The sequence below is a fragment of the Corynebacterium sp. Marseille-P3884 genome (genome assembly GCF_017942225.1).
Taxonomy (GTDB): domain Bacteria; phylum Actinomycetota; class Actinomycetes; order Mycobacteriales; family Mycobacteriaceae; genus Corynebacterium.
The window spans coordinates 14924-27848 of record NZ_JAGKSD010000005.1; the positions used below are offsets into that span (position 1 = coordinate 14924).

At 63.0% G+C, this 12925-nt stretch carries 14 protein-coding genes; 7 read left to right on the plus strand and 7 right to left on the minus strand.

All coding sequences use genetic code 11. The features are described from left to right. Positions 1 to 13 precede the first annotated feature (13 nt). Entirely contained in the window at positions 14 to 289 is a 276-nt protein-coding gene (locus tag J5Y21_RS03955) for an exodeoxyribonuclease VII small subunit (protein WP_210573059.1), read from the plus strand. A 5-nt stretch (positions 290 to 294) separates the two neighbouring features. Here J5Y21_RS03955 and J5Y21_RS03960 read toward each other — a convergent pair whose 3' ends face one another. Continuing rightward, positions 295 to 912 carry a DUF4245 domain-containing protein gene (locus tag J5Y21_RS03960; RefSeq protein WP_210573060.1) on the minus strand — a complete coding sequence of 206 codons (618 nt, stop codon included), beginning with the start codon at positions 910 to 912 and terminating at the stop codon, positions 295 to 297. A 162-nt stretch (positions 913 to 1074) separates the two neighbouring features. On the opposite strand from J5Y21_RS03960, the gene glpX reads away from it, so the two are divergent. The 4 genes from glpX (at position 1075) to J5Y21_RS03980 (ending at position 5870) form a co-directional block, all read left to right on the plus strand. Beyond that, complete coding sequence (gene glpX, locus J5Y21_RS03965) at positions 1075 to 2082, plus strand: class II fructose-bisphosphatase (protein WP_210573061.1); 1008 nt, start codon at positions 1075 to 1077, stop codon at positions 2080 to 2082. 151 nt (positions 2083 to 2233) lie between these two features. Continuing rightward, on the plus strand, positions 2234 to 3631 hold the full coding sequence (locus J5Y21_RS03970; protein WP_210573062.1) for a class II fumarate hydratase: 1398 nt from the start codon (positions 2234 to 2236) through the stop codon (positions 3629 to 3631). A gap of 119 nt (positions 3632 to 3750) precedes the next feature. Next, complete coding sequence (locus tag J5Y21_RS03975; protein ID WP_349236927.1) at positions 3751 to 4338, plus strand: TetR family transcriptional regulator; 588 nt, start codon at positions 3751 to 3753, stop codon at positions 4336 to 4338. After that, positions 4332 to 5870, plus strand: a complete 1539-nt coding sequence (locus J5Y21_RS03980; protein WP_210573065.1) for an MDR family MFS transporter — start codon at positions 4332 to 4334, stop codon at positions 5868 to 5870. Before J5Y21_RS03975 ends, J5Y21_RS03980 begins: the two co-directional genes overlap by 7 nt. A 26-nt stretch (positions 5871 to 5896) precedes the next feature. Here J5Y21_RS03980 and J5Y21_RS03985 read toward each other — a convergent pair whose 3' ends face one another. The 4 genes from J5Y21_RS03985 to J5Y21_RS04000 form a co-directional block, all read right to left on the minus strand. Beyond that, positions 5897 to 6430 carry a GNAT family N-acetyltransferase gene (locus J5Y21_RS03985; RefSeq protein ID WP_210573066.1) on the minus strand — a complete coding sequence of 178 codons (534 nt, stop codon included), beginning with the start codon at positions 6428 to 6430 and terminating at the stop codon, positions 5897 to 5899. A gap of 66 nt (positions 6431 to 6496) precedes the next feature. Continuing rightward, positions 6497 to 7825, minus strand: coding sequence for a PhoH family protein (locus J5Y21_RS03990; protein ID WP_210573293.1), 1329 nt, complete (start codon positions 7823 to 7825; stop codon positions 6497 to 6499). A gap of 192 nt (positions 7826 to 8017) precedes the next feature. Next, positions 8018 to 8599 (minus strand): hypothetical protein, encoded by a 582-nt coding sequence (locus J5Y21_RS03995; RefSeq protein ID WP_210573068.1) that lies wholly within the window; start codon positions 8597 to 8599, stop codon positions 8018 to 8020. A 65-nt stretch (positions 8600 to 8664) separates the two neighbouring features. After that, positions 8665 to 9429 (minus strand): LysR substrate-binding domain-containing protein, encoded by a 765-nt coding sequence (locus J5Y21_RS04000; protein WP_210573070.1) that lies wholly within the window; start codon positions 9427 to 9429, stop codon positions 8665 to 8667. A 22-nt stretch (positions 9430 to 9451) separates the two neighbouring features. Here J5Y21_RS04000 and J5Y21_RS04005 point away from each other — a divergent pair, with 22 nt between their 5' ends. Continuing rightward, complete coding sequence (locus J5Y21_RS04005) at positions 9452 to 9796, plus strand: DUF5997 family protein (protein WP_210573072.1); 345 nt, start codon at positions 9452 to 9454, stop codon at positions 9794 to 9796. Here the strand turns inward: J5Y21_RS04005 and glyA are convergent. Further along, entirely contained in the window at positions 9793 to 11082 is a 1290-nt protein-coding gene (gene glyA, locus J5Y21_RS04010; protein ID WP_210573074.1) for a serine hydroxymethyltransferase, read from the minus strand. The two genes, J5Y21_RS04005 and glyA, sit on opposite strands and share 4 nt — an antisense overlap. A gap of 108 nt (positions 11083 to 11190) precedes the next feature. Here glyA and coaA point away from each other — a divergent pair, with 108 nt between their 5' ends. After that, positions 11191 to 12117: a type I pantothenate kinase gene (gene coaA, locus J5Y21_RS04015; protein ID WP_210573076.1), complete on the plus strand. Its 927-nt coding sequence runs from the start codon at positions 11191 to 11193 to the stop codon at positions 12115 to 12117. Positions 12118 to 12136: 19 nt separating this feature from the next. Here coaA and J5Y21_RS04020 read toward each other — a convergent pair whose 3' ends face one another. Continuing rightward, the gene (locus J5Y21_RS04020) at positions 12137 to 12913 is read right to left on the minus strand and encodes an isoprenyl transferase (RefSeq protein ID WP_349236928.1); all 777 of its coding nucleotides are present in this window, start codon (positions 12911 to 12913) and stop codon (positions 12137 to 12139) included. Positions 12914 to 12925: the final 12 nt, after the last annotated feature.

Consider the following 12925-nt stretch of genomic DNA (forward strand, 5'->3'; position numbering starts at 1 on the left):
CAAGGAGAAAACAATGGCAGACAACACTTTCGGACAAGGCACCCCGGGCGACGAGGCATTCCCCGACCCCACCACTCTCACCTACGAACAGGCCCGCGACGAGCTCATCGAGACCGTCAAGATCCTCGAGCTCGGCCAAATGAGCCTCGACGAATCACTCAAGTATTGGGAACGCGGCGAAGCCCTCGCGAAACGCTGCGAAGTGCTTCTCGACGGCGCCCAGCGCCGCGTCGAAACCGCCCTCGGCTCCGCCGCAGACTCTCACGAAGAAGAACCGGAAGAAAACTAGGAAAACTAAGAAGCTGCTCCGGTCTCAGTACCAGCGTCTGTGTCTGCGTCTCCCTCTACAGGCAACGGCTCCGTCGCGATAGTCGCAGCGAGCAGCTCCCGGAACTCATCGTCTACTGCTTCGCCCTTCACGAGCAGGCGCACATCGCCCAAATCCACGACCCACAGATCACGGATGTCTGCCTCGGGGGAAGAGTAGACGGTGGCGTGGTGGGAATCGTCGATAAGCTGTGTGCCTGATTCCTCGCGGGGCGCGGAATCGATGCGCTCAACTGCCGTATCCACGTCCACGTCCGTCTGCGTGAGCTGCACGTACCCCTCCTGCGGAGTCACCCAGCCCACCACCGGTGCCGGCGCCTCACCGATCGTCGTGCGGCGCGCCGAGTTATTCACCCAGCCCTCCGGCATCTGCGGGAAACGCACCGGGAACTGCGCGGCACGGGCCTCCATGCCCATGAACGTCGCGCCGTCGACCTCCTTCACTGGGCCGTTTTCCGGGCGACCTGGACTGAAGCTGCACATGCCGGTGAACCCGACAGCGCCGATCATCAGCAAGACAATGACGATCACATTGATCGTCATGTCCCTGCCGTCCTGGAAAATCCGGGGTTTCTCCTTAGCCACGCCAGACAGTATGACACGGCGCGCCGACACTCCCGAAATAAGACCGTCGCCCCCAATCAGGTGAGAAACCGGGCATACCGGACACGCAAAGGTGCCAGAATGGGCCGAAAGGTGTCATCATTTCACCGACGTATCACCCCCACTGCCCAGGAGGCACAAACAATGTCCAACTCCGTTGAAGCTCCGGACCGCAACCTCGCGATGGAACTCGTTCGCGTGACAGAAGCGGCGGCGCTCGCCTCCGGCCGGTGGGTCGGCCGCGGCAAGAAGAACGAGGGCGACGGCGCCGCAGTCGATGCCATGCGCAAGATGATCAACTCCGTCACCATGGACGGCGTCATCGTCATCGGCGAAGGCGAAAAAGACGAAGCGCCGATGCTCTACAACGGCGAGAACGTCGGTAACGGCCAGGGTGCACCGCTCGACATCGCCGTCGACCCCGTGGACGGCACGCGGCTTATGGCCGAAGGCCGCCCCAACTCCATCTCCGTCATCGCAGCCGCTGAGCGCGGCACCATGTACGACCCGACCGACGCGTTCTATATGAACAAGATCGCTGTCGGCCCCGAGTGCGCCGGCAAGATCGACATCACCGCGCCCGTCGCGCACAACATCCAGGCTGTCGCCAAGGCGAAGGGCATCGACCCGCGCGATGTCACCGTCGTCGTTCTCGACCGCCCCCGCCACTCCCAGCTCGTCTCCGAGATCCGCGAAGCAGGCGCGAAAGTCCGCTTCATCATGGACGGCGACGTCGCCGGCGCCATCGCCGCAGCGCGCAACAACAACTCCATCGACATCGCGATGGGCGTCGGCGGCACGCCGGAAGGCGTCATCACCGCATGTGCACTGAAGTGCCTCGACGGTGAAATCCAGGGCATGCTCGCCCCGCAGTCTGACGAAGAACGCGAGAAGGTTCTCGCCGCCGGCCACGACCTCGACCGCGTCTTGGGCCTCAACGACCTAGTCAGCTCCGACAACTGCTTCTTCGCCGCCACCGGCGTGACCAACGGCGACATGCTCCGCGGCGTGTCCTACCGCGCTGACGGCGCAACCACCCGTTCGCTCGCGATGCGCTCGAAGTCCGGCACCGTCCGCCTCGTCGAGTCCCGGCACAAGCTGTCGAAGCTGCGCGAGTACTCCGCGATCGACTACTCCGGCCCGTTCAACTAAACGCTCCCCCTCAAAGCGGGGGCACCATCCGGGCATTTGTATGCCCGAACACCTCCGGTTGGGGCATAATCACGGGTGGAAAGGCACGCGCGAAACAACCCGCATCCCGGCTCGTTTCGCGACGTGTACGCGACTCACACGAAGGAAGATAATGGCTGATCAGGAATACCGCATCGAGCACGACACCATGGGTGAAGTGAAGGTTCCCGCGCAGGCTCTGTGGCGTGCGCAGACGCAGCGTGCGGTAGAGAACTTCCCCATCTCCGGCCGCGGTCTCGAAGCTCAGCAGATTCGTGCGCTCGGCCTGCTCAAGGCGGCGTGCGCGACCGTCAACAAGGCCTCCGGCGCGCTCGACGCAGCCAAGGCAGACGCCATCATCGCAGCTGCCAAGGAGATCGCCGACGGCAAGCACGACGCTGAATTCCCGATCGACGTGTTCCAGACCGGTTCGGGCACCTCGTCGAATATGAACACGAACGAGGTCATCGCGTCCATCGCCAAGAACAATGGCGTCGAGGTCCACCCGAACGACGACGTCAACATGGGCCAGTCCTCCAACGACACCTTCCCGACCGCGACCCACGTCGCCGCCACCGAAGCAGCCGTCAACGACCTCATCCCGGGCCTGAAGGTCCTGCAGGAGTCCCTGGAAAAGAAGGCCGACGAGTGGAAGTCCGTGGTCAAGTCCGGCCGCACCCACCTCATGGACGCTGTCCCGGTCACCCTCGGCCAGGAATTCTCCGGCTACGCACGCCAGATCGAGCTAGGCATCGCCCGCGTCACCTCTACCCTGGAGCGCCTGGGCGAGCTGCCGATCGGCGGCACCGCAGTCGGTACTGGCCTGAACACCCCGGCTGACTTCGGCGCGAAGGTCACCGAAGAACTCAAGAGCCTCACCGGCATCAACGAGCTCACCGAAGCCGGCAACCACTTCGAGGCACAGGCCAACCGCGATGGCCTCGTCGAGTTCTCCGGCGCGATGCGCACCGTCGCTGTTTCCCTGTACAAGATCGCCAACGACATCCGCCTCATGGGTTCCGGCCCGCTGACCGGCTTCGCCGAGATCCACCTCCCGGACCTCCAGCCGGGCTCCTCCATCATGCCGGGCAAGGTCAACCCGGTCCTGTGCGAGACCGCAACGCAGGTCTCCGCCCAGGTCATCGGCAACGACGCAGCCGTCGCATTCTCCGGCACGCAGGGCCAGTTCGAGCTCAACGTGTTCATCCCGGTCATGGCGCGCAACGTCCTCGAATCCGCGCGTCTGCTCGCCAACACGGCACGCCAGTTCGCCACCAAGCTTGTCGACGGCATCGAGCCCAACGTCGAGCGCATGCAGACCCTCGCAGAGTCCTCCCCGTCCATCGTGACTCCCCTGAACTCTGCCATCGGCTACGAGAACGCCGCGAAGGTGGCTAAGACCGCCCTCAAGGAAGGCAAGACCATCCGTCAGACCGTCATCGATCTCGGCTTCATCGGCGACGACCTGACCGAGGAAGAGCTGGACCGCCGCCTCAACGTCCTCGACATGGCTAATACCGACCGCAACTAACGTCGAGCCTCTCCCTTTAAGACCCTGGCAGTGCAAGGCTGCCAGGGTCTTTTGGCGTGCATGGGGCGTCGATAAGCGCGCTCTTGCGCTTTTTTGCACTGGGTGTATTCTTGCTGCTCGTGGATAGAGAACTTAAGCGTCGCGAAACTCGCGAACGCATCGTCGAGAGCGCGACCGACCTCGTCGAAGAACACGGCTTCGATAACGTCACCGTCGAAGATATCTGCACCAAAGCAGGCATCTCGCGACGCACTTTCTTCAACTACATGGACGGTAAGGACGAAGCCGTACTCGGCCCCGCCCCGCTCACCGTCACCGACGACGCTCTACGCCGCATCGCCGAAACACAAGCCGACAACCTCGTCGACCTCATCATTTCCGCGACGAGCCACCCGTGCAGCGACATTCCCGACCACGCCACCGTCGAACGCCGGCGCGCGATTTTCGTCGCGAACCCGACCCTGGCCGCTCTCGCACTCACGCGACGGCGCACCACTTTCACCGCCATCGCCGGCGCGCTAGAAGAACACTTCGAGTCATTTCCCGGCGACCGGCTCCTGCCCGACCAGCCAGTGAATGCAGAGATCCACGCGATCATCGAAATCGTCCAAAGCGCCGTCAGCATCACCGCCCACTGCGACCTCCGCGACAACGTCCGCGGCGCCGCATCCTTCATCACCGATTACGCCAGGAGGCTCGAATGGTAGACACCCAACACAAAGGCCCGAACGTCGGCCTCGTCTTCACCGCGCTGCTCATCACGATGCTGATGAGCTCGCTCGGGCAGATGATCTTCTCCTCCGCGCTGCCCACCATCGTCGGTGAACTCGGCGGTGTCGAGCACATGAGCTGGGTCATCTCCGCCTTCATGGTCACGATGACCATCGCGCTCCCGCTCTACGGCAAGCTTGGCGACGGCCTCGGCCGCAAATGGTTCTACATCTCCGGCATCGCCTTCTTCATCATCGGTTCCGCCCTTGGCGGATTCGCCAACACCATGACGCTGCTCATCATCGGCCGCGCCGTCCAAGGCTTCGGTGCCGGCGCCATGATGATCAATTCTCAGGCGATCATCGCCGAGGTCGTCCCCGCCCGCGAGCGCGGCAAATACATGGGTGTGATGGGCGCTGTTTTCGGAATCTCCTCCGTCCTCGGCCCCGTCCTCGGCGGCTGGTTCACCGACGGTCCTGGCTGGCGCTGGGGCCTCTGGATGAATATCCCCCTCGGTCTTCTCGCCATGACCGTCGCCTCGATCGTCCTCGACCTCTCCAAAGGCAACCGCGACGGCTTCCGCTTCGACTGGCTCGGCGCGACACTCATGGCGGTGTCCACCTCCACGCTCATTCTCGCCACGACATGGGGCGGGCTGCAGTACCCGTGGGGCTCCCCGCGCATCGTCGGACTGCTGGTCACGTCGGCTGTCGCAGCGGCGCTCTTCGTGGTCGTCGAACTGCGTGCGACAGACCCGCTGGTGCCGATGCACCTGTTCCGCAACCGCAACATGGCGCTGACCACCGCCGCCAGCGTCGTGCTGGGTATTTCCATGACCGGCGTCATGGCGTACTTGCCGACCTACCTGCAGATGGTCCACTCCATGACTCCCACGGAGGCAGGCCTGATGATGATCCCGATGGTCGGCGGCATGATCCTCACCTCCATCGGCATCGGCGCCCTGATCAGCCGCACGGGCAGCTACAAAATCTTCCCGATCGTCGGCCTCGGCGTCGTCGCTCTCGGCTGCTACCTGCTGTCACGCCTCACGGTCGACACCGGCCTGTGGACGCTCGGGCTGTACATCTTCATCTACGGTTTCGGCCTCGGCATGGTCATGCAGGTGCTCATCCTCATCGTCCAGAACTCCTTCCCCATCGCCGTCGTCGGCACCGCCACCGCCGCGAACAACTTCTTCCGCCAGATCGGCATGTCCGTCGGCGCGTCGGTCGTGGGCACCGTATTCATCCACAACATGCAGCAGAATATGGAAGAGCGCCTCCCGGGTGCGCTCGCCGCGCTCGGCCCGGAAGGCGCGAAATACGCTGAATCATTCAACGATGGCGGCACTCAATCAATGACGCCAAGCGCCGTTAACCAATTGCCGCAGCCGCTTCACGACGCCATCTCGACCTCCTACAACGACGGTTTGACCCCCATTTTCCTACTGCTCATCCCTCTCGTGGTGGCAGCGGCGGTTCTCCTCGTACCAGTTCACGAGGACACGCTAAAGGAGACAATCGAGTAGCAGGGCGACGTCGATAAGCGTTGCTTTTAGTTCTCCTTGCCTGGCTTGGGCAACAGCAACTCGTAGATATCCGTGTCACGCCAGGTGCCGGCGAGCTCGCCGTACGTCATCTTCGCCATCTGGTGGTACGTGCCCACCTTGACGAAACCGCGCGAGACGTGCAGCCCCGCCGAGCCCTCGTTCTCCGGGAAAATCCACGAGTGGATCGACCACTTATTCAGCGCCTTGCACGTCTCGATGAGCTTGTCCAGCAGCGCGCCGGACACGCCGCGGCCGCGCGCATCCTCGTGAATGTAGATCGAGTCCTCGACGACGCCGTGGAACACCGAGCGTGTCGACGCCTGCGCGGCAGCGACCCAGCCAAGCACCTTATCGTCGTCATCCGGTTCGACGGCGACGAACACCGTCTCAATGATCTTGTTGGTGGCAAACTTCGCCCACGTCGGCCCTTCCGTCTCGTACGAAGCGTGGCCTGTACCCAGACCAGACTCGTAGATTTCGCGGACCTGTGGGTAATCCTCAGGGCGGATCGGGCGGATCGTGAAATCGCGATTCGACATGGCGACCATCGTACAACCGCCCTCCCCTACCTGTGAATCGGCAGCCTAGCGTGCATGTCAGCGCGCTTAAGCATGGTCCTCGAGCAAGTCTGTGACCAGCTCCGCGATCGGCGAACGCTCCGAACGCGTCAGCGTCACGTGCGCGAAGAGATCCTGGCCCTTCAGCTTCTCGATCACTGCCTGCACACCGTCGTGGCGCCCCACCCTCAAATTGTCGCGCTGTGCGACATCGTGAGTGAGCACCACACGGGAGCCGCGACCCAAGCGCGACAGCACCGTCAACAGCACGTTGCGCTCCAGCGACTGCGCCTCGTCGACGATGACGAACGCGTCGTGCAGGCTGCGCCCGCGGATGTGCGTCAGCGGCAGCACCTCGAGCAGGTCACGCGAAGCGACCTCGTCGAGCACATTGTCCGATACGACGCCTTCCAACGTGTCATACACCGCCTGCGACCACGGATTCATCTTCTCCATCTCGTCGCCCGGAAGGTAGCCCAGGTTCTGGCCGCCCACCGCATACAGCGGACGGAAGACGATGATGCGCTTGTGCTCCCCGCGCTCCAGCACCGACTCCAGACCAGCGCACAGAGCCAGCGCCGACTTACCAGTGCCGGCGCGGCCGCCGATGGAGACGATGCCCACCGTATCGTCGAGAAGCAGATCGAGCGCGACCCGCTGCTCCGCGCTCCGGCCCGACAACCCGAACGCGTCCGCGTCGCCGCGCACGAGCTTGACCCCGCCGCTCGGCGCCACGCGAGCAAGCGCCGACTGCGACCCCGCGTTCAGCGTCAACCCGCAGTGAACCGGCAAGTCGCCCGTGTCGATCGCCGCGAACCCAGTGGCATACAGCTCGTCGATCTCTTCCCCGGAGACCTCCAGCTCAGCCATACCTGTGTAGCCCGTCAACACAACGTCCTGCGCGCGGTACTCCTGCGCAGCCAAACCCACAGCGCCCGCCTTCACGCGCAGCGGAACATCCTTGGTCACCAGAACCGTGTCATTGCCCTCCTGCATGAAGTTGTAGGCGCAGGCGAGAATGCGGTTATCGTTCTCCGGACCGCGCAGCGCGGCCGGCAGATTCGACTGGTCCTGGTGGTTCAGTTCCACGCGGACAGTGCCCCCGTCTATATTGACCGGCATCGGCTCATCCAGTCGGTCGTAATCGGAGCGCATGTCCTCCAAAAAGCGAAGAGCTTGGCGGGCGAACCAGCCAAGCTCTGGGTGATGACGTTTCTGCTCGAGTTCCGTGATGACCACGAGCGGAAGGACGACGCTATGTTCCGCGAACTTCCTCAACGCCCACGGATCGGACAGAAGAACCGATGTATCCAGCACATATGTTTTCAGTGCGGTGGGTGAGGTGAGTTGTTCCGGATTGTGGCCGGCGCTTTCCATTCGAGCGCCGGCAGTGTCGAGATTGCTAACAGAAGGGTCAAACATGAACTTGCTCCCCTAGTGCGGTTGGTGGTAGCCAGGACCGTTCTTCGCGGTACCTGACACCTGCCACACTAGGGGAGCAAAGTGTAAATTACATCGATGTAAGGTTAACTTCCGTTAAACCTACGACGCGCCGATCGGCGCAGCTAGCTAGCTGATCTTAGCGCCGAACTCGCCGTTCTCCTCGAGCCACTCGATGGTGCCGTTCTGGAAGTCCTGGATCCAGCCGTTGTTATCGTCGCGCTTGTCCTCTGCCTTGAGCGGCAGACCGATCTCGTTGTCCAGGCCGCCGTCCTTCTTCCAGGTCTCAGCGATCATGCCGACCAGCGGCACAGCGCCCGTCTCCTCGGAGTAGACGATGTTCTTATCTGCGTCGTACTCGATCAGGGTAGCGCCGTCATCCTTGGTCTCGACGCTGATCGGGTCGCCCCAGTTGCCCAGGCCCAGCTCTTCCTGAGCGTTAGCAGCCTTGGACGGAACAACGACCTTCTCGCCGTCCTTGGTGGTCAGCTCGGTGGTGTCGCCGTCAGCAGCGCCTGCGCCAGCACCCTCAGACTCGGAAGCGTCTGCACCCTCGGACTCGGAGCCGGAAGCACCAGCGTCCTCAGAAGCGGTCACGGTATTGGTCTCGGTGGCCTCGACCTTCTCCACGTCACCTTCACCCTCAGAGCAGGCTACGAGACCGGTGGTCAGTGCCAGAGCAGCAACGGTTGCGCCAAACTTGCGGTTCATGAATAAAAATTCCTCTCTAAATACAATTCCTAATCTTGACCGTTCACCATTATGCAGAAATTTGGTCACCAAGGACGTTTACACACCCCTTTTTTAGGGTGATTTCTTCCGTACCCCTTGCGCTGCGCACGGTTTTTGCCGTTTACTTTACGGTTTGATTTCGTTGAGCTTCGCACGCTTTTCGACGCTCCCCCGCCGCCCCTCGACGTGTTCCTCGTCCTCCCTTTCGCCACCCCGACGAAATCCTGAATCGCCTCCGAATCTTGGTCGACTTTCCAGACCAACGCGATCTCCGACGCAGCTTCTCCACCCGCCGCTGGGCCTTCCGCTCCCCCGCCGTTTCCGCGGACTTCAAGCACCACAACCTGCTTCTTCGACAGGACTTTCAGCAGCGGCGCAGGCGCGTAGGCGATGCCGACGTTCGCCGCAACGACCTGGAGAGCGGTGCGAAGCTCGTCGATGGAGGAGCCTGTTGGCACCCCGGAGCCAGACTCAAGCCCCTCTCCCGCACCCGGAATGAAGCGGTAGTTGACGTGCTCGTCGGCAAGATCATCTGGGCGGACAGCTTCGCCGACCTCGGCGTACACGGAGTCTTTGGGGACAGCGACACCGGGTTTCTCGGCGTAGAGACGCACCTGATGGAACTGCTCCCCTGGCTCGCCGACGCGGGGGTCGGGAAGGCGGAGGAGGGCGAGGTGGGCGGTGTCGTCGATAAGCGATGCGAATGGGTCGTCGCTGGGGATCTCCTCGAGGCCGTGAACGGTGGTGTCGCGGTAGCGTGCGAACCATTTTCCGGGCTCGGTTCCGGTGACGAAGGCGAGACGCAGCATGCCCCGATGCTACCGTTTGGGCATGAGCGAACAGCCGTCAAGCACAGCGATGAAGCCCGCGACCGCAGCGAAGAAACTCGGCATTTATCTGCCGGCAACCCCGCAGGAATTCCAGGATGGCGGCGTCACGCACGCTGAACTGCGCGATTTGCAGGACAACCCGCCGTCATGGCTCACCGAGCTGCGCGCAAACGGCCCTCACCCCCGCCCGGAGGTTGCGCGCAAGCTGGGCATTTCGATCACGGCGCTGAAGAAGAACGACATGGATAAGCCGCTGACCACCCAGGAGATCAAGACGCTCCTTAGCGATCAGCCGGCGTGGCTCTCCGAGGCGCGCCGCTCACACGCCGAAGAGCGGGAGGCTTAGAGCAGCTTCCAGTCTTCCAGGTCCGGGTAGAGGGGGAATTCAGCAGCAAGCTTATCGACGCGCCCCCTCAGCGCCTCCACATCCGCATTCTTCCCCTGTGCGAGCGCGGTACCGATGATGTCTGCGGTCTCGGTGAATGCTGCTTCGTCAAAACCGCGGGTCGCAAGAGCTGACGTGCCAATGCGCAGGCCGGAGGTGACCATCGGCGGACGCGGGTCGTTCGGCACGGCGTTGCGGTTAACAGTGATGCCGACAGAGTGGAGCAGATCCTCTGCCTGCTGGCCGTCGAGCTCGGAGTTGCGCAGGTCCGCGAGGACGAGGTGCACGTCGGTGCCGCCGGTGAGCACGTCAACGCCGACTTCCTTGCAATCGGATGCGGTGAGGCGCTCAGCGAGGATGCGCGCGCCGTCGAGTGTGCGCTGCTGGCGGTCCTTGAATTCTTCCGTGCCCGCGATCTTCAGCGCAGTCGCCTTCGCCGCGACGACGTGCATGAGCGGACCGCCCTGCTGCCCCGGGAAGACAGCGGAGTTGAGTGCCTTGGCGTAGTCTTGCTTCGCCAGGATCATGCCAGAACGTGGGCCACCGAGCGTCTTGTGGATCGTGGTGGACACGACATCCGAGTGCGGCACCGGCGACGGGTGCAGACCTGCAGCGACAAGACCCGCGAAGTGCGCCATGTCCGTCCACAGGTACGCGCCGACCTCATCGGCAATGGCGCGGAACGCAGCGAAGTCGACAGTGCGCGGGTACGCGGACCAGCCGGCGATGATGACCTTCGGACGGTGCTCCAGAGCCTGCTCGCGGACCTTGTCCATGTCGATGAGCATGGTCTCCGGGTCGACCTCGTAGGCCACAACGTTGTACAGACGACCGGAGAAGTTGATCTTCATGCCGTGCGTCAGGTGCCCGCCGTGAGCCAGGGACAGACCCATGATGGTATCGCCGGGCTTGATCAGTGCGTGGAGGACGGCGGCATTCGCCTGGGCGCCGGAGTGGGGCTGGACGTTGGCGTACTCGGCGTCGAAAAGCGCCTTTGCGCGGTCGCGGGCGATGTCCTCGATGACGTCGACGTTCTCGCAGCCACCGTAGTAGCGGCGCCCCGGGTACCCCTCTGCGTACTTATTCGTCAGCACGGAGCCCTGCGCCTGCAGCACGGCGCGCGGCACGAAATTCTCCGACGCGATCATCTCGAGCGTGTTGCGCTGGCGGGACACCTCCCCAAGAATCTGCTCGTAGACGTCCGGGTCGAGCGACGCGAGGTCTTGGTAGCGGAGATCTTCAGTCATGTTCCGGGATTCCTTTCCGTACGGCAGTTCTCCGCCAGTATGCACTACCGCGCACGCGACACGCCCCATAAGCCAAAGTTTCCGCCGGCGAGTGCAACAATGGTGGCCATGCCGCGACCCGCAGACCCGAGCCCGTACCTGGATTTCCCGCGCGACGCGTGGAGTCAACTCCGCGACACGATGCCCCAGGTGATCGACGAAGACGACCTGGAGCAGCTCCTCGGCATCGGCGAGAGCATGGGGCTCCAGGAGGTCGCCGAGATTTATTTGCCGTTGTCGCGTCTCATTCATCTGCAGATTCGCGCACGCCAGAAGCTGACAGCCGTGACGGAGACATTCCTCGGGGAGAACCCGGGGCACGTGCCGTTCATCATCGGTATCGCGGGCTCCGTCGCGGTGGGCAAGTCGACGACGGCGCGCGTGCTTCAGGCGCTGCTGCAAAGGTGGGATTCACACCCGCGCGTGGATCTCGTGACCACGGACGGTTTCCTACTTCCCGCCGCCGAGTTACGCGAGCGCAACCTGATGACGAGGAAGGGCTTTCCGGAGTCCTACAACCGACGCGACCTGCTGCGTTTCGTCACGGAGGTCAAGGCGGGGCGCGACAATGTCAAGGCGCCGGTCTATTCCCACGACGCCTACGACATCATTCCGGGCGAGTACCAGGTGGTGGATCACCCGGACATTCTCATTCTCGAGGGGCTCAACGTCCTCCAGACGGGCCCGACGCTCATGGTGTCGGATCTGTTCGATTTCTCGGTGTACGTGGACGCGAAGACGACGGACATCGAGAAGTGGTACATCGACCGCTTCATCAAGCTGAAGAACACGGCGTTCCGCGAGCCGGGCGCGCACTTCGCGCGGTTTGCCGACCTCACGGACGAGGCAGCTGCGGCGGAGGCACGTCGCATTTGGCAGACAATCAACCTGCCGAACCTCGTCGAGAATATTCAGCCGACGCGTGTGCGCGCCTCACTGGTCCTGTCGAAAGCAGCGGATCATTCAGTTCAGCGTGTGCGCATGCGCAAGCTTTAAAAGCACGCTTGTCGACGCCCTACTTACCGAACCGGCGCGACCTCTGCGAGAAGTCGCGCAGCGCGCGCAGGAAGTCGATCTTGCGGAAGGCCGGCCAATACGTGTCGGTGAACCAGATCTCCGAATACGCCGACTGCCACAATAAGAAACCGGAAAGACGCTGTTCGCCAGAGGTGCGGATCACTAGATCGGGGTCCGGCTGGCCAGAGGTGTAAAGGTGTTCGGAGAGGGACTCGACGGAGACTTCGTCGGCAAGCTGCTGCGCGGGGACTCCCTCGGCGACTTTGGCTGTGATGAAGTTCTGCACGGCGTCGACAATTTCCTGGCGGCCGCCATAACCCACTGCGATATTGACGACGATGCCGGTCTTGTCCTCCGTCGCTGCCGCCGCGGAACGCATCCGGTTAGCCACCTTTTCCGGCAGCAGGTTCAGATGCCCGACGAGGCGGATGCGCGCCTCGTATTCGTCACCCGACAGCTCGTCGACGACTCCCGAAATGATGTCGTATAGCAGCTGCACCTCTTCTGCCGTGCGGGAGAGATTCTCCGTGGACAGCAGATAAATCGTGACGACATCGACCCCCATCTCCGCCGACCACTGCACCAACTCCCCGATCTTCGCCGCGCCGACGCGATGACCGTGGGAAATATCGGTGAACCCCGCCTCGCGCGCCCAACGACGGTTCCCGTCTGCCATGACGGCGATGTGTGCGGGGCGGCTAACGCTGTCGTCGAGAAGCTCGCGCTTCAGCCGCTTCTCATAGAGCGGGTACAGGAGCCGGTCGAGCATAATCACGCGCACAAGCTT